The sequence below is a fragment of the Pseudomonas sp. SK3(2021) genome (assembly GCF_016772375.1).
In the GTDB taxonomy this organism is placed as follows: Bacteria; Pseudomonadota; Gammaproteobacteria; order Pseudomonadales; family Pseudomonadaceae; genus Aquipseudomonas; species Aquipseudomonas chlororaphis_I.
The window spans coordinates 1,286,108-1,308,028 of the sequence record NZ_CP061943.1 but is presented as its reverse complement, the minus strand read 5'-3'; the positions used below and the strand labels follow the sequence as shown (position 1 = coordinate 1,308,028).

Genomic DNA, 21,921 nt, shown 5'->3' with positions numbered 1-21,921 from the left:
GCAGAGCTTGCTCGCGATGGCGTCAGGCCTGACACACCGTGACGCCTGTATCGCCGGCAAGTCGGATCGCCACCCGCTCGCGCCTGCAGAAACGCGGCGCACAAAAAAGGGCCTGCAAGTGCAGGCCCTTTTGGTCAGGTGCTTCTTTGTTGGGTACTGCAGCCGTCAGCTATTGAGCGCGGCCTGTTCGTTCTCCAGGAATTCCTCTTCAAGCAAGGCGTCGGCCTGACCGGCGCGGGCGCTTGGCACTGCCGCGGTGCGCTTGTTGCGCAACCGGCCGAACAGGTGTTCCAGGGAACTCTCCAGCTTGGTGGCCGCTCCTTCGATGGCCAGTTCCAGGGATTCGGCTTTGTGGGTCACGGAAATCGGTTGATGGCCTTTTGGCCGCGCCTCCAGCTGGCAGCGCAAATCGTGGGGACCGGGCTTGTCGCCGTTCTCGTCCCGCAGGTGAACCTCGACTCGGGTCAGGTCCTCCTCGTAGCGTTCGAGCGTGCTCTCAATGGTAGTACGTACCCACTCCTCCAGTCGGATGCTGCTTTGAATATGGTTATCGCTATTGACCTGGATTTGCATAGTTCTTCCCTTATTTCAGCTAGCTCGCGAGAGGACCCGCGTGCCCCTGAGGGCGTACTTTTTGCGGCCTCTTGGTTACAGAGTTGGGCAGAGCACAGAACAATTCAACCCCTTAAAAAAGATAAATATCTATTCGCAAATAAAGCCGGACAAGGAGCAAAAGCGCTGTTAATGTCGGGAGTTGGGTCGCCCCTGCCCCTGGCCTTTTTCACTCACAACTGCCCCTCTCCCAGAGGGTGCTGGCTGCGAAAAATCCCCGCCTCCTCCACCAGCCAGTCGTGCACCGCGCGCACCCCCGGATGGCTCAGCGCACCCGGCGCATACAGCAGCACATAACGCTTGTGATTGGGCACCGCGAGGCCGAACGGCACGATCAGGGTGCCGCGTTCCAGCTCATCGTTGAGCAGGGTGCGCCGGGCAATCGCCACCCCCATCCCGGCGATCGCCGCCTCGATGGTCAGGTGGTTGCGATTGAAGGTGTGCCCGCGCCGCACATCCGCGCCCTCGAAGCCGATGGCATTGAGATAGAACTCCCACTCCGCGTACTCATAGCTGCCGCGCCAGGCGGTGATGTCATGCAGCAACGGGAAATGCACCAGGTCCGCCGGACCGTGCAGCGGCGGTCGTCCGCGCAACAGGCCCGGGGCACAGACCGGAAAGATCTGCTCATCCAGCAGGGCTGTGGATAACAATCCCGGATAACTGCCGTCGTTAAGGTCGATGGCCAGGTCGAAATCGCCCTCATGCAAGGCCACGCTGCTGTCCTCGGCCACCAGCCGCAGCTGAATGTCCGGGAAACGCTGCTGCAATCTGGGCAAACGCGGGGTCAGCCATTTGCCGAGAAACGACGGGATCGAACGCAGGCGCAGGGTGCCGCTGATCATCCCGGCATCCAGCCGCCGCAGTTCGGCGTCGATGCTGCCATAGGCCTCGTTCACCGTGATCGCCAGCCTTTGCCCCTCGGCACTCAGTTCCACCCCACGGGCGCGGCGGTGAAACAGGCGAAAGCCGAGCCGCTCTTCCAGCAGGCGGATCTGCTGGCTGACCGCCCCCGGAGTGATGTGCAGTTCTTCCGCGCAACGGGTGAACGACAAGTGCCGCGCGGCACAGGAAAACACATGCAGCCAGACGTAGGTCTGGGCATGAAACTGACGACTCATCGTTTAGTCCTGCTAAAGGCTGTCTTAGGAAAATTCGTTGGTCAGTCTTGACCGAGCCAGGCAGTATCGCCGACCTGACGCTCGGCCTACAAAAAATGGCAGCGATTTCTCTTCCATTGCTTGTAAGGCTTTAGCATGGCTATCAGTGTTTTCGATCTCTTCAAAGTCGGTATCGGCCCGTCCAGCTCCCACACCGTCGGCCCGATGCGCGCCGCCGCGACCTTCGCCCAGGGGCTGTTCGAGCAAGGTTTGCAGGCGCAGGTGCAGCGGGTGGAAATCCGCCTGTACGGCTCGCTGTCCGCCACCGGCGTCGGCCATGCCACCGACCGCGCCTGCGTCATGGGCCTGATGGGCGAATGGCCCGACAGCATCGACCCGCGCAGCATCGGCCCACGCATCCAGCAACTGCGCGAAAGCGGCGAGCTGAGCCTCGGCGGTCGCTCGACCATCGCCTTCGACTGGCACCGCGACCTGTTGCTGCTCGACGAAAGCCTGCCCTACCACCCCAATGCCATGTCGCTTTCGGCCTTCGGCGCGGACGGTTTGCTGTGGCAACAGACCTACTACTCGGTGGGCGGCGGCTTTATCGTCGAGGCAGCCGAAACAGCCGAAGGCGCCCCCGCGGCCAACAGCGTCGAACTGCCTTACGACTTCAACAGCGCGGTGGAACTCCTGGCCCTGTGCCAACGGCATCAGTTGCGGGTCTCGGAACTGATGATGGCCAACGAACGGGCCTGGCGCAGCGACGCTGAAATCCGCAGCGGCCTGCTGCACATCTGGGCGGTGATGCGCGAATGCGTCGAGCAGGGGCTGCGCCACGAAGGCACCCTGCCCGGCGGCCTGGATGTGCCGCGCCGCGCCGCCAGGCTGCATCGCAACCTGCTGGAAATCGGCAAGCCCAACGTCATCAGCTCGACCCTGTCGGCCATGGAGTGGGTCAATCTGTTCGCCCTGGCGGTCAATGAAGAGAACGCCGCCGGCGGGCGCATGGTCACCGCACCGACCAACGGCGCGGCCGGGATCATCCCGGCAGTGCTGCATTACTACATGAAATTCAACCCCGAAGCGTCGGACGACGACGTGATCGATTTCTTCCTCGGCGCCGCCGCGGTGGGCATCCTCTGCAAGAAAAACGCCTCGATCTCCGGTGCCGAAGTCGGCTGCCAGGGCGAGGTGGGTTCCGCCTGCGCGATGGCCGCCGCGGGCCTGGCCGAGGTGCTTGGGGCGACGCCGGAACAGCTGGAGAACGCCGCGGAAATCGGCCTGGAACATAACCTCGGCCTGACCTGCGACCCGGTCGGCGGCCTGGTGCAGGTGCCCTGCATCGAGCGCAACGCGATCGCCGCGGTGAAGGCGATCAACGCCACCCAGATGGCCCTGCGCGGCGACGGCCAGCACTTCATTTCCCTGGACCGGGTGATCCGCACCATGCGCGATACCGGCGCCGATATGCACGACAAATACAAAGAAACTTCACGGGGCGGCCTGGCCGTGAGCTGGGTGGAGTGCTGAGGCGCATTCCCCCAGGCCGTATGAAAACTACTGCGCTCGCAATACTGCGTTAAAAACAGGCTCGTGCCCGAGTCCGATCGGAATGCTCATGTAGGTTCCTACAGTCGAACGCGACCCCGGCCGTTCCTCGCCTGTTTTTGCCTTGTCTTGCCTTCGCTCGCTACGTTTTCAAACGGCCTGACCGCCTGTACCACGTGAGCCCGAGCAAAAATAATAACGAGGCGATACCGATGACCGATGTACGAACACCCGCAGCCGAAAACCCTGCGCTAGAGACTGCCCGCGACGCCACGACCGCCCGCCAGGGCTGGAGCAGACACGACACCACCTGGATGCTCGGCCTGTACGGCACCGCCATCGGCGCCGGCACCCTGTTCCTGCCGATCAACGCCGGGGTCGGCGGTTTCTGGCCGCTGATCGTGCTGGCGCTGCTGGCCTTCCCGATGACCTTCTTCGCCCACCGCGGGCTGACCCGCTTCGTGCTGTCCGGGCGCTCCGGCGACATCACCGAGGTGGTGGAAGAACACTTCGGCATCGGTGCCGGCAAGCTGATTACCCTGCTCTACTTTTTCGCCATCTTCCCGATCTTGCTGGTGTACAGCGTGGCGCTGACCAACACCTTGGGCAGCTTCATGGAGCACCAACTGCACATGACGCCACCGCCGCGGGCGATCCTGTCCCTGGTGCTGATCCTCGGCCTGATGGCCATCGTGCGATGCGGCCAGGGCGTGATCGTGCGAGCCATGAGTGTGCTGGTCTATCCCTTTGTCGCCGCGCTGTTGCTGCTGGCCCTCAGCCTGATCCCGAACTGGAACGGCGCCTTCTTCGCCTCGGCCAACGACGGCATGTCCCTGCCGCTGTTCCTCAAGACCCTGTGGCTGGCGATCCCGGTGATGGTGTTCTCGTTCAACCACTCACCGATCATCTCGGCCTTCGCCGTCGACCAGAAGCGCCACTACGGTGCCCAGGCCGAACGCAAGAGCAGCGGCATCCTCGCCATGGCCCACGGCATGATGGTGCTGACGGTGATGTTCTTCTGCTTCAGCTGCGTGCTGGCCCTGTCGCCCGCCGACCTGGCCGCGGCCAAGGCGCAGAACATCTCGATCCTGTCGTACCTGGCCAACCACTTCCAGACCCCGGTGATCGCCTACGCGGCGCCGCTGATCGCGCTGGTGGCGATCACCAAATCCTTCCTCGGCCACTACATCGGCGCCAGCGAAGGTTTCCAGGGGCTGATCGTGAAAAGCCTGCGCAGCCGCGGCCGGAGCCTGTCGGCGCGCTGGCTGGAGCGTTGCACCGCGCTGTTCATGGTCCTGAGCTGCTGGGCCGTGGCCACCTTCAACCCGAGCATCCTCGGCATGATCGAAACCCTGGGCGGACCGGTGATCGCCTGCCTGCTGTTCCTGATGCCGATGTACGCGATCCGGCGGGTACCCTCGCTGCGCCAGTATTCGGGCCAGCTGTCGAATCTGTTCGTGGTGCTGATCGGCCTGATCGCACTGTCAGCGATCATTTATTCGTTCATGCCCTGAAACGGGTAGCCAAAGAAAAACGGACCTTTTGGTCCGTTTTTTTTCGCCCCCGGGTTTATTGGCCGGCGGTTTTCCCGGCATGCCCTTTGCTTTGCAAGAGCGGAGGAATACGGACGTTAACAAACCTCAGCGAACGGCCTGCCAGTGGTCTGGAGACGCGAACTAATCCCGATCCCGGCCGGTCAATGACTGCACGATACAATCAGGCGGTGACGCACATGGATAACCCCTTTCAGCTGATTACCGATGCCTTCGCCCCGGAATACCGGGTCAACCTGAGCATCCAGGGCCTGGACGGCAGCATCATGCTGACCCTGTCCAAGGCCGGCCGGGTCGTGGCCAAACGCATGATCAGCGCCGAGCAGCGCAACGATCCGCAGCGGCTCAAGCGCCTGGTGCAAAGCATTCAATTCGGCATCGCCATCGAGCAGGGCCACAGCGCGGTGGCCATCCTCGAAGCCATGACCAACAGCGACAGCTTCAAGCTGCCGCTGCCGGCCGCCAAGGGCCGGCCCGCTAACCGGCCGCCCCTGACCCTGGCGATTTAAAGCTCGCCCTTCTCGACTTCAGGTTGCTCGCTGGAACCCGCGCCGACTTTGCGTTGCGGGTGCTCGATCTTCACCGACGGGAACTGCGACGAGGCATAGCGCACCACCAGGATGGAGAAGGCCAGCAGCAGGATGCCGCCACACAGGTAGATGATCCCCATGTCCGGTGGGTTGTGGTGCGACACGTTGGAGATCAGCAGGCGGGTCAGCGCGGTGATCGCCACATAGATCAAAAAGCGCACCGGCATGTGGTTGGTCTTGAAGTAGATGCCCACCATGGCGCCCAGTTCGAGGTAGATGAACAGCAGGAGAATGTCATCGATCTTGATATGACCTTCTTCGAGCATCCCGAGAAATTCCATCACCGCCGCCCAGGCCGTCACCGCGCCGATGGCGAACAGCGCCAGGTAGTGAAAGGTCTCGACGAACAGGTTGCCCAGGGACTCGGCCAGCTGATGGACGTTCTGCCGCAGTTTCTCGGCCCAATTGATTTTCACGATGGTTTTTCCTTAGGTCGACTCGACCGGATGATGCGGGTTGGACGTGACGGTTGTTCTGCATGCAGAAAAAAGGCCAGCGTCTGGGGGTGAGATGGTGGCTGATGCAGACAAGGCACGTTCAGGCCGGCGGCAATCTGTAAGCGAGCTTGCTCGCGATAGCGTCTGTTCAGACAAGGTGGTGAATGGCCGCTGCGCGGATCGCGAGCAAGCTCGCTCCTACAGGGGAGGGCTGACAAACCCTGAAACCCGGCTAGATTGAAAAGCCACTATTCAACGCAGCAGGATTCGCTTATCCTGCGCGCTGTATATAAATACAGTAGTAGCAAAGACCCATTATCGTGAAGGCATGTGAGGTGGTGAATGGCCGTCGAAGTGGTATACCGCAGCAGCCGAGATCTGGAGCGCTTGTTCATGGATAAAGCCGAAGCTGACCGTCATGACAAAATGCTCGAGCTGGCTGAATGGCTGGCGCAAGTGTTGCAAAAAGCTGTGCCGTCCCTGAGCGAGCAGCAGGTGGAAGAGGCCGGAATCTACATGGCGAAGAACCGCGATGTGTTCGCCAAGGCCTTCAAGAGCCAGCCGGACGCCCTGTCCGAACTGCTCAGCGCGCCGGTTGCGGCAGTCGAGCCAGAGGCTCCGCTGGCAGCGCCCGAAGCCGCGGAACCCGCAGCACCGGCCAAGCCCGCCAAGGCGAGCAAAGCCGCCAAGTAAGCAGGCTCGAATTGAACAGGCCCTGGGTCTTTGGCCCAGGGCCTTTTTCATGCCTGTGGAAAACTAAAGCTCGGGTTGCTCCAGCGCCTCTACCAGCGCCTTGAAAAACCGCGCCGCCTCGCCGCCGGTGACTGCCCGATGATCGAAGGTCAGGGACAGCGGCAGCAGCGGATGCACCACCACCGCGCCGTTCAGGGCCACCGGCTCGTCGCGGATCACCCCGGAGGCGAGGATCGCCACTTGCGGCGGTACCACCACCGGGTTGGCATAACGGCCGAACAGGGTGCCGAAGTTGGACAGGGTCAGGGTCGCGCCCATCATCTCCTTGGGCGGGATCGAGCGCGCCTGCACATCGGCGCGCAAGCGCGTCACCCCGGCCTTGAGGTCCGCCGCGTCGCGCTGGCCGACATTGCGCAGCACCGGCACGAACAGGCCATCGGGAGTGTCCACGGCGATGCCCAGGTCGAGGTGCGGGTGCTGCTTGATCGACAGGGTCTTGCCGTCGAATGCGCTGTTGAGCACCGGCTCCACCGCACAAGCCGCCGCCAGCGCCTTGGCCAGGCGGATCAGCGGATCGCGGGCCTGCCCCCAGCGGTGCAGGTCGGCATCGCCGTAAATCGTCACCGGCACCACCTCGGCATGGGAGCGGGCCATGTTCAACGCCATGCTCCGACGTACCCCGCGCAACCGCTCGCCGCCGAACCGCTCGCGCGCCTGCTGCGCGGCGCTTTCCACATCGCCGCGGGTGACCAGCCCGTCCTTGGCCGAACCGCTCAGGGCATTCACGTCGACGCCCAGTTGCCGGGCCAGTTGGTGTACCGCTGGCGTGGCGCGGGCTGCCATGTGTTCGCGGGTCGAGGGCGCGGCACCGACAAAAAACCGGTCCTCCTGACTGGCCCCGCCACCTTCGAGACGCCCGACCACGGTGCCGGCATCCGCCTCGCCTTCGTAGCCGAGCAAGGGTTCGCCGACATGCAGGATGTCGCCCGGCGCGCCGTAGGTTTTCGCTACCACCCCGTCATAGGGCGCGGGGATGTCCACCAGGGCCTTGGCGGTCTCCACCGACACCAGCAACTGATCGGCCTGGACCCTATCGCCGGCCCTGACGTGCCATTCGACGATCTCCGCTTCCTGCAGGCCTTCGCCCAGATCGGGCAGTTTGAAATATTTCATCGCAGCCTCCTCAGGCGAAGTTCAGGGTGCTGTCGCAGGCGTGAAGAATGTCTTCGACGCCGGGGATGTACAGCGACTCCAGGCGATACAGCGGCGGTGGAATGTCCGGCGCGGTGACCCGCAGGATCGGCGCCTGCAATTCCAGCAACGCCCGCTCGTAGAGGCTGGCGGCGATTTCCGCGCCGACGCCGCAGGTGCGTGGCGCCTCGTGCACGATCACGCAGCGCCCGGTCTTGCGCACCGAGGCTTCCAGGGTGTCGAGGTCCAGCGGCTTGATGCTGGCGACGTCGATCACCTCCGCCGACACGCCCTGCTCGGCCAGCGCGGCGGCGGCCTGCAGGGTCTCGACGATGCTCGCGCCCCAACTGACCAGGGTGATGTCGCTGCCTTCGCGCAGGGTGAAGCAACTGTCCAGCGGCAGGCGCTTGCCGTCGTCCACCAGCGGTTGCGGGTTCATGCGGTAAAGGCGGGTCGGCTCGAGGAACAGCACCGGATCCGGATCGTCGATGGCCGCCAGCAACAGGCCGTAGGCCCGCGCCGGCGAGGACGGCACCAGTACCCGCAACCCCGGAATATGGGCGAACAGCGCCTCAGTGCTTTCACTGTGGTGCTCCGGTGCGCGAATGCCCGCCCCCATGGGCGTGCGCAGTACCATCGGGCAGGTGATACGCCCGCGGGTGCGGTTGCGCATGCGGCTGGCATGGGACACCAGGTGCTCCATGGTCGCGTAGATAAAACCCATGAACTGGATTTCCACCACCGGCTTCAGGCCCTGGGCGGCCATGCCGACCACCAGACCGCCGAGCATGGTTTCCGCCAATGGCGAGTCGATCACCCGCTTGAAGCCGAAACTGTCGCGCAACCCCAGGGTGGCGCGGAACACCCCGCCGTTCACCCCCACGTCCTCGCCCAGGACAATCACGTTCTCGTCCTCGGCCATGGCCCGGTGCAACGCCAGGTTCACCGCTTCCAGCAGGCTGAATGTGCCGTTACTCATGGTCCGCACCTCCCGCACGCCGTGCCAGCCGTTCGAGGAACATCTCGCGCTGCTCGGCCAGGGCCGCCGGCCACTGCGCGTAGACGTAGTCCAGTATCGACTCGGGGGCTTGGGTGCCCGCCGCCTCGAAGTTATCCACAGCGCGCTGCACCAGCGCCTGGCATTCCACCATCAGCGCCTGCTCGCGGTTTCCTTCCCAGACGCCCTGCCCGACCATGAAGCGTTGCAGGCGTTTGATCGGTTCTTCCAGCCAGGCCTGCTTGACCTCATCCGCGGCCCGATAGCGCGTGGCATCGTCGGCGGTGGTGTGGTCGCCCAGGCGATAGCTCAGGCATTCCAGCAGCACCGGCCCCTTGCCGTGCCGGGCACGCTCCAGGGCCGCCTGTACCCGGTCGTACACCGCGAGCATGTCGTTGCCATCGACCTGTTCGCCGTGGAAGCCGGCGCCGATGGCCTTCTGCGCCAGGGTCGGCGCGCCGCACTGGATACGCCGTGGCACCGAGATCGCCCACTGGTTGTTGTTGACCACGAACACCACCGGCAACTGCCAGGTGCCCGCCACGTTGAGGGCTTCGAGGAAGTCCCCCTTGCTGGTGGCGCCGTCGCCACAGGTGGTCACCACCACCCGGTGCTCGCCGCGGATCTTGAACGCGCTGGCCACGCCACAGGCATGTAGGGCCTGGGTGGCGATCGGCACGCAGATCGGGAAATCCTCGGCCACCGCCGGGTCGACGAAATCGCTGCCGCGCTCGTCGCCGCCCCAGTACAGCAGGATCTCCTCCATGCGCACCCCGCGCATCAGCTGCACGGCAGTGTCGCGGTAATAGGGCACCAGCACGTCTTCGGGGCGCATCAGGCTGCCGATGGCCACGCCAATGGCTTCCTGGCCAAGGGTCGGCGCGTAGGTGCCGATGCGTCCGGTGCGTTGCAGGGCCACGGCTTTCTGGTCGAACAGGCGGGTCAGGACCATCTGCCGGTAGAGCCGGGTCAGCAGATTGAAGTCGTCGGCCCAGGCCGGCAGGTCGCCGAGCAACTGGCCGTCCGGGGACAAATAGCGGGTATAGGGAAGTGCAACCTTGTGAGGCATCACATGGCTCCTGGCACGCCGGGTCAGCGTGCAGTTGTTGCGCCCCGTGCTTGTGGCGCGGGGCCTACAGGGCGAAATGCCGGGTAAGGCCTTCGCCCCTAGCGGTACAGCACGCGCTCCGCCAAGTCGTCGGCGACCCGCGCCGGGGAGCGTTTTTCAGCCTGGGCATGGGCGAAGACTTCGGTGAGTCGCTGGCTGATCTTCGACAGGTGGGCGGTGATGGTCGCCAGGTCTTCACCGCGATGCTTGAGCGAAACGTAGATCAGCCCGCCGGCATTGATCACGTAATCCGGCGCGTAGAGGATGCCGCGGTTTTCCAGCTGGTCGGCGACCTGCAGGTTGGTCAGCTGGTTGTTGGCCGAGCCGGCCACCGCCGAGCAGCGCAGTTGCGCCACGCTGTGGCTGTTGAGCACGCCGCCCAGCCCGCAGGGCGCAAGGATGTCGCACGGGGTGCTGAGCAAGGCTTCGTTGGCGATCGGATGGGCGCCCAGTTGCTCCATGGCCAGTTGCACCTTGCCGGAATCGATATCGCTGACCAGCAATTCGGCGCCCGCCGCATGCAACTGCTCGGCGAGGGCAAAGCCGACATTGCCCAGGCCCTGGATCGCGACCCGCAAACCTTCGAGGTTGTCGCTGCCCAGGCGGGCCATGGCGGTGGCGCGGATGCCGGCGAACACCCCCATGGCAGCATGCGGTGCCGGGTCGCCGGAGGCGGTGGTGCTGGTGACGTGCTGGGTGGTTTGGGCGATGCAGTCCATGTCGGCGACCGAGGTGCCGCTGTCGATGGCGGTGATGTAGCGGCCATCGAGTTGCTCGACGCAACGGCCGAAGGCTTCGAACAGCGCGGCGCGGCTTTCGACATGGGGCGGACGGATGATCACGGCCTTGCCGCCACCGTGGGGCAAGCCGGCCAGGGCGGCCTTGTAGCTCATGCCCTGGGCCAGGCGCACGGCATCGACCACGGCACTTTCGTCGTCGGGGTAGGCAAGGTAACGACAGCCTCCCAAGGCAGGCCCCAGGCGGCTGCTATGAATGGCAATCACCGCCTTCAACCCGGTGGCCGGGTCGACGCTCAGGTGCAGCGATTCAAGGCGAGTGCTTTGCATGAGAGCGAACATCGTCAGGCTCCCGAATCACTTCTTGTAGTCGCCAGTATAGGCTTGTGCATGAAAATTGCTGGAGCGCGCGGGAATAAGCCGCACGCCTATTCAGGCTTTAGGAAATAACCTGCTACGACATGTGTGCAGCACTGGACGAACGCCCGCGACGGGGCTAAAACGAGGCATTCGCCGGAGATTTCGATGAACCCGCGTCAAGCTTTTTTCGCCTGCCTGCAACAGTCCCCGCCCGCCCTTTTCGAGGCAGCGCTGTGGATCGCTGCCGAGCACGACAAAGAGGTGTCGCCCGAGCAGTTGCTGCAGGATTTCAAGGAGTTGCAACAGCGGGTCAGCTCCGGCTTGCCGTTGCTGCCGGTCAGCGAACTGGGTCAGCCGCTGCTGCGGCGCATGAACGATTTGGGCTTCCAGCAGGACGAGTTCCTGCCGCTGCGCCCGCAGGCGGCGCTGCTGGACAAGGTGCTGCACACCCGGCGCGGGCAACCGCTGGCGCTGGGGCTGATCGCCCTGGAGCTGGCGCGGCGCCTGGAAATCCCCATGGTCGGGGTCAACTTCCCCGGGCACTTTCTATTGCGCGTGCCCGGTGCCGATCACCTGCTCGATCCCTGCGGCGGGCGCCGCCTGTACCCCAATGACTGCCGTGAGCTGCTGGAGCGCCAGTACGGGCCGAACATCAAGCTGGCCGCCGAGCACCTGGCCACCGCCAGCCCGCAGCAGATGCTCCAGCGCCTGTCGCGCAACCTGCGCCAGTTGCACCTGAGCCACGACGACCACCTCAATGCGTTGATCGATGCCGAACGGGTCCTGGAACTGGGCAATGGCAGCGCCTCCGACTACCTGGCCCGCGCCAGCCTCTACCAGCACCTGGACTGCCCCAACGCCGAACGCTTCGACCTGGAGCACGCCCTGCTGCTCAGCGAAGACCCGATCCAGCGCCTGCGCCTGACCGAACGCCTGGGCCACCTGCCGCCCAACAGCATCGTGCACTGAATCCCCCCGCTCCCGTCGACGATGGAAATGACGCGGTGTGCCAAACCGCACACCATCGCGAGCAAGAACCAGGCGTCCCTTGCTCAAAAGACGAACAGTGTTTCTGTGGGAGCCAGGCTTGCCGGCGAGAAAGACCACGCAATGGTTCAGGCCGGAGGCTAACGTTGATCGCGGGCGAGCTTCGCGGCCAGGGAGTCCAGGGGCTCGGTGGCGCTGACTGGCAGTTCTTCGGGCGAGCGCACCTGGATGATCAACAGCGCCGCAATCACCGCCGGAATCGCGCAGAAGAAAAAGATCTGCTGCACCGGGATGTGCATCGCCAGCAGCAGGCTGCCGAACAGCGGGCCGAGGATCGAGCCGAAGCGGCCGACACCCAGGGCCCAGCCGGTGCCGGTGGCGCGGACATGGGCCGGGTAGAAGTTGCTGGCAAAGGCGTTGAGGGTCAGTTGGCCGCCGATGATGCAGAAGCCGGCGGCGAAGACGAAGGCCACCAGGTAACGCGGGTTGTCGTGGTTCAGGCCCAACAGAAGGGTGCACAGCGCCGCTCCGGCCAGCACCGCCGAGAGCAGCCGCACCTTGCGTTTCAGGCGGTCGGCGAACCAGGCCATGCAGATCGCCCCCAGGGTGCCGGCGAACAGGAACATCGAGGTCACCAGGTTCGCCTCGTTCAGGCCCAGGCCACTTTCCAGCAGCAGCGACGGCAACCAGCTGATCATGAAATACAGCAGGATCAGGCTGACGAAAAAGGTCGACCAGATCAGCAGCGTCGGGCGCGCATAACCGTGGCGGAACAGTTCGAGCACCGTGAGCTTGCTGCCCTGCTCCGCTTCATTCTGCTCGGCCGAGGCGGCCGGTGGTTGCCAGTCCGGCAACATGCGCGCGGTGACCTTGCGCAGGCGTAAATAAGGCGGTCGATCGCGCAGCAAGCGCGGCAGCGATTCGGGCAGGAACCAGGCCAGGAACGGGAACAGCAGCAACGGCGTGATGCCGCCGGCAAGGAACACCGCCTGCCAGCCGAAGCGGTCGATGAAGCCCGCGGCGACAAAACCGCCGGCCGCGCCGCCGAAGGAGAAACCACAGGCGGCCAGGGTCACCATCAGGGTCCGCAGGCGCGGCGGCGAGTATTCCGACATCAGCGCCATGGCGCTGGGCATCGCCCCGCCCATGCCGATGCCACAGATAAAACGCGCGACCATCAGGCTGTTCAGCGAATCGGCGAACACCATCATCACCGTGAGGCTGGCGTAGATCAGCACACAGGCCAGCAAGATCCGCCGCACGCCAAAACGGTCCGCCAGCGGTGTCACCACCAGCGAGCCCAGGGTCAGGCCCAGCAGGTTGGCGCTGAACACCGGGCCGAACGCGGCCTTTTCCAGGCCCCAGTCCTGGGCCAGGGCCGGCACCACATAACCCAGCACCTGGGCGTCGTAGCCGTCGGTGACCAGCAACAGGGCCAGAAGCAGAAGAAGCAACCACTGATAACGCGACACGGGACGGGCGTCGAGCGCCGCCCGGAAGCTGGCAATCTGATTATGCATCGCAAGGTACCTGATAGTTTTTTATGGTTATGGGGCGCTACGCCTCTGGACGGGCGTGGTCACCCTGTAGCCGCTGCCGCAGGCTGCGATAAGGCCGAAGGCCTTCAGCGATCTGAAGACCTACGCCCCTTTGGGGCGATCGCAGCCTACGGCAGCGGCTACAGAGGTCAGGCGGGCGTATCGGGCTGGTTGGCCGGATGGGCCTTCTGGAACGCCGGGTGTTCGGCGGCCAGGGCGGCGACCCGGCGAATCCGCGGGTAGGCGTCCAATGGCACCTTGAAGCGCTCGGCCGCGTACAGCTGGGGAATCAGGAAGGTGTCGGCCAGCCCCGGTTGCTCGCCGAAGCAATAACCCTGGTCGCCGATCAACTGCTCGACCGCCGCCAGGCCATTGCTGATCCAGTGGCCGATCCACTCCAGCACCCGGGCCTCGTCGTAGCCCCACTGGCGCAGCAGGTTCTGCGTACCGGAGTTGTGCAGCGGATGGATATCGCAGCCGATCAGCAACGCCACCGCCCGCTCGTGGGCGCGGGCCGCCAGCTCCTGGGAGAGCAGCGGCACCTGTGGATAACGTTCCTCCAGGTACTCGATGATGGCCAGCGACTGGATCAGCAGCTCGCCGTCATCGGTGCGCAAGGCCGGCACGCGGCCTTGCGGGTTGATCCGCAGGTATTCCGGCTGGCGGTTGGCACCGCCGGCGGGGACCAGCAGGTTGACCGGCAGCGCCTGGTAATCCAGGCCCTTGAGCGCCAGGGCGATGCGCACCCGGTAGGAGGCGGTCGAGCGGTAGTAGGTATAGAGCTCCATGACACGCACCTCTTCTTAATGGGCAGGCAGGATTTTGCCGCGGCATTCGCCGAAACCGATGGAGGCGAAACCCTCGCGGCGGCAGCGGCCGCGCAGGATGATTTCGTCGCCGTCCTCGAGGAACTTGCGTACTTCGCCGGAGGCCAGTTCGATCGGCTTCTTACCGCCTTCGGTGATCTCCAGCAGGCTGCCGAACTGGCTGTTCTCCGGGCCCGACAGGGTGCCCGAACCGAACAGGTCGCCGGCCTGCAACTGGCAGCCGTTGACGCTGTGGTGGGCGACCATCTGCGCCACGGTCCAGTACATGTACCGGGTGTTGCTCAGGGTCAGGCGGTGGGGCGGCAGGCCTTGCTCGCGCATCGCTTCGGTGAGCAGCAGCACTTCCAGCTCGATATCGAAACCACCGGCGGCCTGGTCGCGCTTGTCCAGCAGGTACGGCAGCGGCTGCGGGTCGCCTTCGGGACGTGGCGTCTGGGCACGGCGGAACGGTTCCAGGGCTTCGGCCGTCACCACCCAAGGCGAGATGCTGGTGATGAAGCTTTTCGACAGGAACGGGCCCAGCGGCTGGTATTCCCAAGCCTGGATATCCCGCGCCGACCAGTCGTTGAGCAGGCAGAAGCCGGCGATGTGCTCGGCGGCGTCGCCAATGGCGATCGGCTCGCCCATTGCGTTGCCCTGGCCGATCCAGATGCCCAGCTCCAGCTCGTAGTCCAGCCGCGCACAGGGGCCGAAGGTCGGCTCGCTCTGGCCCGCGGGCAGGGTCTGGCCTTTCGGCCGGCGCACGTCGGTGCCTGAGGTACGGATGGTGGACGCGCGGCCGTGGTAACCGATCGGCACGTACTTGTAGTTCGGCAGCAGCGGGTTGTCCGGGCGAAACAGCTTGCCGACGTTCTGTGCGTGCTCGATGCCGACATAGAAGTCGGTGTAGTCGGTGATCTTCGCCGGCAGGTGCATCTGGCAATCGGCGGCCAGGGGCAGCAGCTTCGCCCCCAGGGCCTCGACCTTGCCACGCAGGCTGCTGCCTTCGCCGAGCAACTCCAGCAGGCGTTCGCGCAAGGCGACGCGGGCCGGGCGGCCCCGTTCGAAAAAGGCATTCAACTGGCCGCCACGGGTGGCTTGCACCGCTGCCTTGGCCGGGCCCTCGAACAGCCCGGCGTCGAGCGCCGCTTCCAGGTCGAAGATGTGCTCGCCGATGGCCACGCCGCTACGTGGCGCCGAACCCTTGTAGCTGAACACCCCCAGCGGCAGGTTCTGCAACGGGAAGTCGGCGTGGTCGTTGGCGGAGGCAACCCAGCTGCGGGCGATGGTTGGCTGATTCATGGGTTATTTCCGATTCGGGTTGAAGGTGGCGGGCAGCGAGGCCCAGCAAGCATCGTAGTCGCTCTGCAACTGCGGACACTCCAGGGCGAACTGGCTCGGGCGCAGCACCTGGCTGGTCTCGAACATGAAAGCCATGGTGTTGTCGATCTTCGCCGGTTGCAGCTCGGCGTTGATGGCCTTGGTGCAGCTTTCGCCATCCGGGCCATGGGCGCTCATGCAGCTGTGCAGCGAAGCGCCACCGGGCACGAAACCTTCGGCCTTGGCATCGTAGGCGCCCTGGATCAGGCCCATGTATTCGTTCATCAGGTTGCGGTGGAACCACGGCGGCCGGAAGGTGTTCTCGGCCACCATCCAGCGCGGCGGGAAGATCACGAAGTCGAGGTTGGCCAGGCCGTGCACGCTGGTGGGCGAGGTCAGCACGGTGAAGATCGACGGGTCAGGGTGGTCGAAGCTGACAGTGCCGATGGTGTTGAAACGGCGCAGGTCATATTTGTACGGCACGTTGTTGCCGTGCCAGGCCACCACGTTCAGCGGCGAATGATCCAGCTCGCAGCCCCACAGCTCGCCGAGGAATTTCTGCACCAGGGTAGTCGGCTGCTTGAGGTCTTCGTAGTGGGCGACCGGGGTCAGGAAGTCCCGCGGGTTGGCCAGGCCGTTGCTGCCGATCGGCCCCAGGTCGGGCAGGCGCAGGGGCGCGCCGTGGTTTTCGGCCATATAGCCGCGAGCCTGCGGGTCCAGCAGTTCGACGCGGAATTTCAGGCCACGGGGCAATACCGCGATCTCCAGCGGCTCGACCTCCAGCACCCCAAGCTCGGTGGCGATACGCAGGCGGCCCTGCTCGGGCACCAGCAGCAACTCGCCGTCGGCGTTGAAGAACACCCGCTCCATGGAGCGGTTGGCGCGATAGGTATAGATGCTGATCCCGGCCGGTTTCTGCGCCGCCGAGTTGGCGACCATGTTCACCAGGCCGTCGATGAAGTCGGTGGGTTCGCTGGGGATATCCAGCGGGTTCCAGCGCAGCCGGTTGGGGGTAATTTCGCCCAGCGGCCCGCCCGCCAGCTGGCGGGCCAGCTTGACGAACGCCGGGTGGTTGGCCGACGGCTGGATGCGGTACATCCAGGTGCGCCGCGCTTCGCTGCGGGCCATGGTGAAGGCCGTGCCGGAGAAGAGTTCGGTGTAGAGGCCGTACGGGGCTTTTTGCGGGGAGTTCTGGCCGACGGGCAAGGCGTCTGGCAGGGCCTCGCTGGAAAACTGGTTGCCGAAGCCCGACTGGTACGCAAGCCCGGACGCCGTGGAATCGAGGTTCATGGAGCCTCCTTGAAGTGGAGTTGGCAGCGGCCAGCAACTCCATGGGAAGAGCTCTCGGCACGCCTGCGTTATTTTTATCGTAATCCAATTACGGATAACGTAATTTGATTGGTATTGACCGTCAAGCTATAAAGACGCCCATTCGTCCCGGGATCACACCGCCTCCATGGAAAAGCCGCGCAGCACCAGCGACAGCAACGGTAAACAGAAAGTCCGCTCGGCCGAGGTCGGCACCGACATCCTCAAGGCGCTGGCCGAGCTGTCGCCCGCCACTTCGCTGTCGCGCCTGGCCGAACACGTGCAGATGCCGGCGAGCAAGGTCCACCGTTATCTGCAAGCGCTGATCGCCAGCGGTTTCGCCGAGCAGAATACCGCCACCAACCACTATGGCCTGGGCCGCGAGGCCTTGCGGGTCGGCATGGCGGCGCTGGGCAGCATGGACGTGCTGAAGGTCGCCGCCCTGCCCCTGGCCGAGCTGCGGGATGAGTTGAACGAGACCTGCTTTCTCGCGGTCTGGGGCAACCAGGGCGCGACCGTGGTGCATATCGAACCGGCCGTGCGCGCGGTGACGGTGGTGACGCAACTGGGTTCGGTGCTGCCGCTGCTCAGCTCGTCCACCGGGCTGGTGTTCGGTGCCTACCTGCCGAACCGCGAAACCGTCGATTTGCGCGAGCAGGAACTCAAGGCCCACGCGCCCCACGCGCTGGCGGACGATCAGGTGTATGCCGCCCTGTGCGAACAGATTCGCCAGCGCGGCCTGCACCATGTGCACGGCCTGCTGATGCCCGGCGTGGATGCCTTGTCGGCGCCGGTGTTCGACGCCACCGGCAAGGTCACCGCCGTGCTGACGGTGGTCGGCCCGACCTCGCTGTTCCACGCCGACGAGAACGGCCCGGCGGCGCAGCGCCTGCTGGCGGCGTCCCAGGCGGTGAGCTGGCGCATGGGTTACCAGCCCTGAAGCCTCCTGTAGCCACTGCCTGTGCCAGCGGCTACGCCATCAACCCCAACATCTTGGCCTTGGCCACTGCCTGGGTGCGACGCTCCACCCCGAGCTTGCTGTGAATGCGTCGCGCATGGGTCTTCACCGTGTGCAGGGAAATGAACAATTGCTCGGCGATCTGCTGGTTGGAGCTGCCCAGGGCAATCAGTTGCAGTACCTCCAGTTCTCGCTGGCTCAGCGGGCTCTCCCCTGCCGCCGGCAGCGGAACTTCGGGTTCGGCCAGCGGCTGGACGTCAAACATCCGCGGCTGACGCAAACGCAATTCATGCAGTGCCTGGTGCAGATTGCACCGCGCACCGAGCTCCAGCCCCTCCTGCAAGGCACGGACAGACAACGCCCGATCCCCCAGCAGAAAGGCAACCTCGGCCAGGGCCAGTTGCAACTCGGTTTGCAGGCACAACATGCCTCGTTGCCGGGCCTGTTCGAGCAGGCGCTGCAAGCTTGCCACGGGCGCCTCGGCGCGCTGCAGGTACACCTCGGCCAGCACCAGCAGGTATTCGATACGCGGAATCAGCTCAAGGCTGGCCGGTGGCGCCTGGCGCGCCAGCGGCCCGCGGTAGTGACGCAGCACCCGGCTCAAGGCCTCCCGGGCCAGTTCCGGCCGGCCCTGCTGCAACCAGAACACGCTGCTGACCTGCAGCAGCACGGCGCGGTACACCGTGTCGGGAATCTGCCGTTGCTGCATCAGCCGCTCGGCATCGCGCAGGCGCACAAAGGCATGGGCGTAATCGCCCTGGTTGGCAGCGAGAAACGCCTGGCCGAGAAACCCGTACAAGGCACGCTTGTCATGGCTGAGCAAACAGAGTTCGAGCCCGTCCTGGAAATGCCCGGCAGCCTGTTCCGCCTGGCCCTGGCGCAAGGCCAGGCGCCCGCGCCGCAAGGCGATCCGCCCCAGCAGCGGGCCGACCCGATAAGCCTGGCGACTCAATAATTGCTGCACATCGTCCAGCAGGCTCTGCGCCCTGTGGGGCGCCCCGCGCTGCTCCAGCAACTGTGCATGGTCCAGCTCCAGCAGCGCTTCGAACACCAATGAATCCTGGGCCCTGGCCAGGCATAGCGCCTCGCGGTTGAGCATCTGCGCCACCTCCAGTTCGCCCCTGAGCAAGGCCTGCTGGGTCAGGCCCGAAAGGCACAGCAGGCGGGTCGGCCAGGCATGGGCCGGCAATTCGCTCAGCGCCTCGAGAAAATGCATCCGCGCCGGTTCCATCAACCCTTGCAGATGCAGCAACCACCCTTGCTGCGCCTGCCAGCGCGCCACCAGTTGCCGCTGCCCGGAGGCCGTCGGCTGTGGCGCGAAACGCGCCATCTGCGCCACGCAGGATTGCGCCTGGTCGAAACGCCCGGCAAACAGCATGGCCGCCGTCAACAGCCCCACCAACTGCGGGCTGCCGAGCAGCAGTTCGTCGCCCTGCTGCTCATGCAGGCGCAACAACAGCACCACGTTCTGCTGCTCGAACAGCTGCTCGAAACTGAAGTGCTGCAACAAGCTGACCGCCACTTCGTATTCCTGCGCCAGCAACGCCTGCTCGAACGCCGCCTGCCAATCCTCCTGCGCGGCGAACCACTGGCAGGCGCGGCGATGCCAGGAGCGTCCCGCCGGCCAGGGCTCGTCGCGCATCAGCCGGGCCAGGGGGGCGAACACTTGCAGCCACTCCGGCGCTGGGTCCCAGGGCTCGATAAAGCAGCCCAGCTCCTGCAACGCCCGCAGGTACTGCGCGCCCTCCCCGGCGCCGAACAAGTGCTCGCACAACGCGGCATTGAAGCGCGGCAGATGCGCCAGCACATGCCAGACCTCGGACAGTTCCGCCGGCAACACGCTGAACAGTTCGTGCTCCAGGTATTCCAGCAAGGTATTGGGCCGCCCCTGCCGGCACGGCGCGGCCGCCAGGTCGCTGCCTTCGAGCAGGGCGATGCGCACGCCGGCGCACCAGCCGGCACTGCGCTGGAAAATCCGGCTGGCGGTGTGGATCGACAACGGCTGCGGCAATTGTTGCAGCAGTCGCTCGATGTCCTCCTGGGTGAAAGCCAGCTCGGGCCCCGTGCATTCGTAGAGCTGGTCGTCGAGCAGCAGCCGTGGCCAGTTGCATTGCGGCCGGCGGCGGCCGCCCAGCCACCAGGTCAGCGCCGGGTTGCCGATCGCCAGCAGGCGGTCGAGCAGCAAGTCCAGCTGCGGCGCGGCGACCCGGCAGTAGTCGTCGAGGAACAGCCAGGTCGGGGTCGGCACATGCGCCAGGTGGTCCAGCACGGCCGCCTCGTCCGCCGCGGCCAGGCCCAGCGCCCGCGCCAGCTCGCCGCACAGTTGCAGCGGAGTCTGCGCCGCCCCGGCCTGGGGCAGCCAGCACACCCGGCATTCGGCCGGCGCCTGCAACAGGCACTCGGCGAGCAAGGCCGTCTTGCCGCTGCCGGGCGGCGCACAGAGCAGTTTCACCCGCGTCGGCGATGCCAGGAGCGGGGCACTCAGACGGCTGCGGGACAGGTGGTGGGAGGACAAACGGGGCAGGAATCCAGGACAGGGGGTCATGGCGGTCATTGCGGCGTGCCTTTTTTATAGTTTTAGCCTGCGTGCCCTCACCCTAGCCTTGTCGCCGGTGCTTGTTGAGAAGTATTCAGCGCGCTGATCCGCGCCCATAAAAAAGGCGACCGATCGGTCGCCTTTTGCCATCGTTTGTATCCCGGGCCTTACCGCACGCCGGTTGCGCGCAGGGCGGCCGGGGTGTAGTCGGCGGCCTTGGCGGCGAAGCCGAACTCGAAGCTGTGCTTCTCTTCGTTCTTCATCCCCAGGGCGATGTAGCGCCCGGCGATGATGTCGTACAGCGCTTCGAGGGTGTAGGCCGGCACCTGGGCGTTGTAATAGAACTGCGCATGCCCTTCGGCCACCCGCCACAGTTGGCCGCGCCCGTCGTAGTGATCCACCAGCGCCACCTGCCAGCTGTCTTCGTCGATGTACATGTGGCGCTTGGCGTAGATATGCCGCTCGCTCGGCTTGACCGTGCCGATCACCTCCCAGACCCGGTGCAGCTCGTAGCGGGTCAGGTCCTGGTTGATATGCCCGGCCTTGATGATGTCGTCGTACTTGAGGCTCGGCGAATCCAGCTTGTAGCTGTTGTAGGGGATGTACATCTCCTTCTTGCCCACCAGCTTCCAGTCGTAGCGGTCCGGCGCGCCGGAGAACATGTCGAAGTTGTCCGAGGTGCGCAGGCCGTCGGCGGCGGTGCCCGGCCCGTCGTAGGCCACTTGCGGGGCGCGGCGCACCCGGCGCTGGCCGGCGTTGTAGATCCACGCCAGGCGCGGTTCCTTCACCTGGTCGAGGGTTTCGTGCACCAGCAGCACGTTGCCGGCCAGGCGCGCCGGGGCGGTCACCGCCTGCTTGAAGAAGGTCAGCACGTTGGCGCCTTTTTCCGGGTCCAGGTCCGGGATCTGCTGCGGCACCGCCACCTCTTCCTCGAAGCGGATCGGCGTGTAGCTGCCGTTGGTCTGCGGCGTGGCCTGGGTGATGATGCGGCGCAGGTTGCCGCCGCGATAACGGGTGGTGTGGTTCCACAGCACTTCCACGCCGGTCTTCGGAATCGGGAAGGCGTAGTAGCGGTTGCCGGTGAAGTTGGCCAGGCCGTTGCCTTCGTTGATCGAGGTGACGTTCAGCGCGCTGCGCTTGGCCGACTCGTAGATGTCCGCCGGCAGGCCGACCGTGCGATGGGTCGGATAGACCGGGATCTTGTAGGTTTGCGGGTAGCGCTTGAACATCGCCACCTGGCCGTCGGACAACTTGTCCTTGTACTTGTCGACAGTGGCCGCGGTGATGGTGAACAGCGGTTTCTCGCTGGCGAACGGGTCGGCAAGGAAGCCCTTGGCGTCCACCGCCCCGGCGTTCTTGCCGATGCCGCCGGTCCAGGCCGGGATCGAGCCGTCGGCATTGCCGGCCTTCTGGGCACCAAGCGGGGTCAGGCTGGTGCCGAGCGTGTCCGCTTCCTGCGGGGTGACCGCCGCCATCACGTTGACCGCCAGCAGGGTCAAGGCCAGGGCACCGCATTGCAAAATCGTCTTGCGCATAAGA

At 65.2% G+C, this 21,921-nt stretch carries 18 protein-coding genes and 1 pseudogene; 6 read left to right on the top strand and 13 right to left on the bottom strand.

Features of this window, described 5'->3' with window-relative positions; translation table 11 throughout:
* Positions 1 to 165: 165 nt before the first annotated feature.
* On the bottom strand, positions 166 to 573 hold the full coding sequence (locus IF690_RS05825) for an HPF/RaiA family ribosome-associated protein (protein ID WP_202699221.1): 408 nt from the start codon (positions 571 to 573) through the stop codon (positions 166 to 168).
* 212 nt (positions 574 to 785) lie between these two features.
* On the bottom strand, positions 786 to 1,733 hold the full coding sequence (locus tag IF690_RS05820; protein WP_023969654.1) for a LysR substrate-binding domain-containing protein: 948 nt from the start codon (positions 1,731 to 1,733) through the stop codon (positions 786 to 788).
* Between the two features lie 135 nt (positions 1,734 to 1,868).
* Between IF690_RS05820 and IF690_RS05815 the strand changes: the two genes are divergently transcribed.
* The 3 genes from IF690_RS05815 (at position 1,869) to IF690_RS05805 (ending at position 5,325) form a co-directional block, all read left to right on the top strand.
* Entirely contained in the window at positions 1,869 to 3,245 is a 1,377-nt protein-coding gene (locus IF690_RS05815; protein WP_202699220.1) for an L-serine ammonia-lyase, read from the top strand.
* Between the two features lie 230 nt (positions 3,246 to 3,475).
* Positions 3,476 to 4,777 carry a serine/threonine transporter gene (locus IF690_RS05810; protein ID WP_202699219.1) on the top strand — a complete coding sequence of 434 codons (1,302 nt, stop codon included), beginning with the start codon at positions 3,476 to 3,478 and terminating at the stop codon, positions 4,775 to 4,777.
* Between the two features lie 218 nt (positions 4,778 to 4,995).
* A complete protein-coding gene (locus tag IF690_RS05805; RefSeq protein ID WP_202699218.1) occupies positions 4,996 to 5,325 on the top strand; it encodes a DUF3509 domain-containing protein in 330 nt (109 codons plus the stop codon).
* On the opposite strand, the gene IF690_RS05800 is transcribed toward IF690_RS05805, so the two are convergent.
* Positions 5,322 to 5,822 (bottom strand): phosphate-starvation-inducible protein PsiE, encoded by a 501-nt coding sequence (locus tag IF690_RS05800; protein ID WP_202699217.1) that lies wholly within the window; start codon positions 5,820 to 5,822, stop codon positions 5,322 to 5,324. The genes IF690_RS05805 and IF690_RS05800 overlap by 4 nt on opposite strands.
* 363 nt (positions 5,823 to 6,185) lie before the next feature.
* Here IF690_RS05800 and IF690_RS05795 point away from each other — a divergent pair.
* Positions 6,186 to 6,443: pseudogene (locus tag IF690_RS05795) on the top strand (YebG family protein); the annotation flags it as partial.
* Between the two features lie 156 nt (positions 6,444 to 6,599).
* Here the strand turns inward: IF690_RS05795 and IF690_RS05790 are convergent.
* From IF690_RS05790 to IF690_RS05775, 4 genes are all read right to left on the bottom strand, one after another.
* Positions 6,600 to 7,709: a dihydrolipoamide acetyltransferase family protein gene (locus tag IF690_RS05790; protein WP_202699213.1), complete on the bottom strand. Its 1,110-nt coding sequence runs from the start codon at positions 7,707 to 7,709 to the stop codon at positions 6,600 to 6,602.
* A gap of 10 nt (positions 7,710 to 7,719) precedes the next feature.
* Positions 7,720 to 8,706, bottom strand: coding sequence for an alpha-ketoacid dehydrogenase subunit beta (locus IF690_RS05785; RefSeq protein ID WP_202699211.1), 987 nt, complete (start codon positions 8,704 to 8,706; stop codon positions 7,720 to 7,722).
* A complete protein-coding gene (pdhA, locus tag IF690_RS05780; protein WP_502710163.1) occupies positions 8,699 to 9,793 on the bottom strand; it encodes a pyruvate dehydrogenase (acetyl-transferring) E1 component subunit alpha in 1,095 nt (364 codons plus the stop codon). The genes IF690_RS05785 and pdhA overlap by 8 nt, the downstream gene beginning before the upstream one ends.
* A 98-nt stretch (positions 9,794 to 9,891) precedes the next feature.
* A complete protein-coding gene (locus IF690_RS05775; RefSeq protein ID WP_007932382.1) occupies positions 9,892 to 10,911 on the bottom strand; it encodes a Leu/Phe/Val dehydrogenase in 1,020 nt (339 codons plus the stop codon).
* A gap of 183 nt (positions 10,912 to 11,094) precedes the next feature.
* On the opposite strand from IF690_RS05775, the gene IF690_RS05770 reads away from it, so the two are divergent.
* The gene (locus IF690_RS05770; RefSeq protein WP_023969645.1) at positions 11,095 to 11,898 is read left to right on the top strand and encodes a SirB1 family protein; all 804 of its coding nucleotides are present in this window, start codon (positions 11,095 to 11,097) and stop codon (positions 11,896 to 11,898) included.
* 158 nt (positions 11,899 to 12,056) lie between these two features.
* On the opposite strand, the gene IF690_RS05765 is transcribed toward IF690_RS05770, so the two are convergent.
* The 4 genes from IF690_RS05765 to hmgA form a co-directional block, all read right to left on the bottom strand.
* On the bottom strand, positions 12,057 to 13,436 hold the full coding sequence (locus IF690_RS05765) for an MFS transporter (protein ID WP_202699207.1): 1,380 nt from the start codon (positions 13,434 to 13,436) through the stop codon (positions 12,057 to 12,059).
* 167 nt (positions 13,437 to 13,603) lie between these two features.
* Entirely contained in the window at positions 13,604 to 14,242 is a 639-nt protein-coding gene (gene maiA / locus IF690_RS05760) for a maleylacetoacetate isomerase (protein WP_202699205.1), read from the bottom strand.
* A 15-nt stretch (positions 14,243 to 14,257) separates the two neighbouring features.
* Entirely contained in the window at positions 14,258 to 15,562 is a 1,305-nt protein-coding gene (gene fahA, locus IF690_RS05755; RefSeq protein WP_202699203.1) for a fumarylacetoacetase, read from the bottom strand.
* 3 nt (positions 15,563 to 15,565) lie between these two features.
* Positions 15,566 to 16,870, bottom strand: coding sequence for a homogentisate 1,2-dioxygenase (gene hmgA, locus IF690_RS05750; protein WP_202699201.1), 1,305 nt, complete (start codon positions 16,868 to 16,870; stop codon positions 15,566 to 15,568).
* Between the two features lie 166 nt (positions 16,871 to 17,036).
* Between hmgA and IF690_RS05745 the strand changes: the two genes are divergently transcribed.
* A complete protein-coding gene (locus tag IF690_RS05745; RefSeq protein ID WP_202699199.1) occupies positions 17,037 to 17,828 on the top strand; it encodes an IclR family transcriptional regulator in 792 nt (263 codons plus the stop codon).
* Between the two features lie 31 nt (positions 17,829 to 17,859).
* Here IF690_RS05745 and IF690_RS05740 read toward each other — a convergent pair whose 3' ends face one another.
* On the bottom strand, positions 17,860 to 20,400 hold the full coding sequence (locus IF690_RS05740; protein WP_202699197.1) for a LuxR C-terminal-related transcriptional regulator: 2,541 nt from the start codon (positions 20,398 to 20,400) through the stop codon (positions 17,860 to 17,862).
* A gap of 149 nt (positions 20,401 to 20,549) precedes the next feature.
* Positions 20,550 to 21,917 carry a DUF1329 domain-containing protein gene (locus IF690_RS05735; RefSeq protein WP_202699195.1) on the bottom strand — a complete coding sequence of 456 codons (1,368 nt, stop codon included), beginning with the start codon at positions 21,915 to 21,917 and terminating at the stop codon, positions 20,550 to 20,552.
* Between the last annotated feature and the right edge of the window lie 4 nt (positions 21,918 to 21,921).

Excerpts from the sequence above, each read along its gene's own strand:
- IF690_RS05775 (WP_007932382.1), bottom strand. The coding sequence starts at position 10,911 with ATGTTCGCTCTCATGCAAAGCACTCGCCTTGAATCGCTGCACCTGAGC.
- IF690_RS05785 (WP_202699211.1), bottom strand. The coding sequence starts at position 8,706 with ATGAGTAACGGCACATTCAGCCTGCTGGAAGCGGTGAACCTGGCGTTG.
- IF690_RS05740 (WP_202699197.1), bottom strand. The coding sequence starts at position 20,400 with ATGACCGCCATGACCCCCTGTCCTGGATTCCTGCCCCGTTTGTCCTCC.
- IF690_RS05815 (WP_202699220.1), top strand. The coding sequence starts at position 1,869 with ATGGCTATCAGTGTTTTCGATCTCTTCAAAGTCGGTATCGGCCCGTCC.
- pdhA (WP_502710163.1), bottom strand. The coding sequence starts at position 9,793 with ATGCCTCACAAGGTTGCACTTCCCTATACCCGCTATTTGTCCCCGGAC.
- IF690_RS05810 (WP_202699219.1), top strand. The coding sequence starts at position 3,476 with ATGACCGATGTACGAACACCCGCAGCCGAAAACCCTGCGCTAGAGACT.
- IF690_RS05735 (WP_202699195.1), bottom strand. The coding sequence starts at position 21,917 with ATGCGCAAGACGATTTTGCAATGCGGTGCCCTGGCCTTGACCCTGCTG.
- maiA (WP_202699205.1), bottom strand. The coding sequence starts at position 14,242 with ATGGAGCTCTATACCTACTACCGCTCGACCGCCTCCTACCGGGTGCGC.
- IF690_RS05745 (WP_202699199.1), top strand. The coding sequence starts at position 17,037 with ATGGAAAAGCCGCGCAGCACCAGCGACAGCAACGGTAAACAGAAAGTC.
- IF690_RS05790 (WP_202699213.1), bottom strand. The coding sequence starts at position 7,709 with ATGAAATATTTCAAACTGCCCGATCTGGGCGAAGGCCTGCAGGAAGCG.
- hmgA (WP_202699201.1), bottom strand. The coding sequence starts at position 16,870 with ATGAACCTCGATTCCACGGCGTCCGGGCTTGCGTACCAGTCGGGCTTC.
- IF690_RS05765 (WP_202699207.1), bottom strand. The coding sequence starts at position 13,436 with ATGCATAATCAGATTGCCAGCTTCCGGGCGGCGCTCGACGCCCGTCCC.
- fahA (WP_202699203.1), bottom strand. The coding sequence starts at position 15,562 with ATGAATCAGCCAACCATCGCCCGCAGCTGGGTTGCCTCCGCCAACGAC.
- IF690_RS05825 (WP_202699221.1), bottom strand. The coding sequence starts at position 573 with ATGCAAATCCAGGTCAATAGCGATAACCATATTCAAAGCAGCATCCGA.
- IF690_RS05805 (WP_202699218.1), top strand. The coding sequence starts at position 4,996 with ATGGATAACCCCTTTCAGCTGATTACCGATGCCTTCGCCCCGGAATAC.
- IF690_RS05820 (WP_023969654.1), bottom strand. The coding sequence starts at position 1,733 with ATGAGTCGTCAGTTTCATGCCCAGACCTACGTCTGGCTGCATGTGTTT.
- IF690_RS05770 (WP_023969645.1), top strand. The coding sequence starts at position 11,095 with ATGAACCCGCGTCAAGCTTTTTTCGCCTGCCTGCAACAGTCCCCGCCC.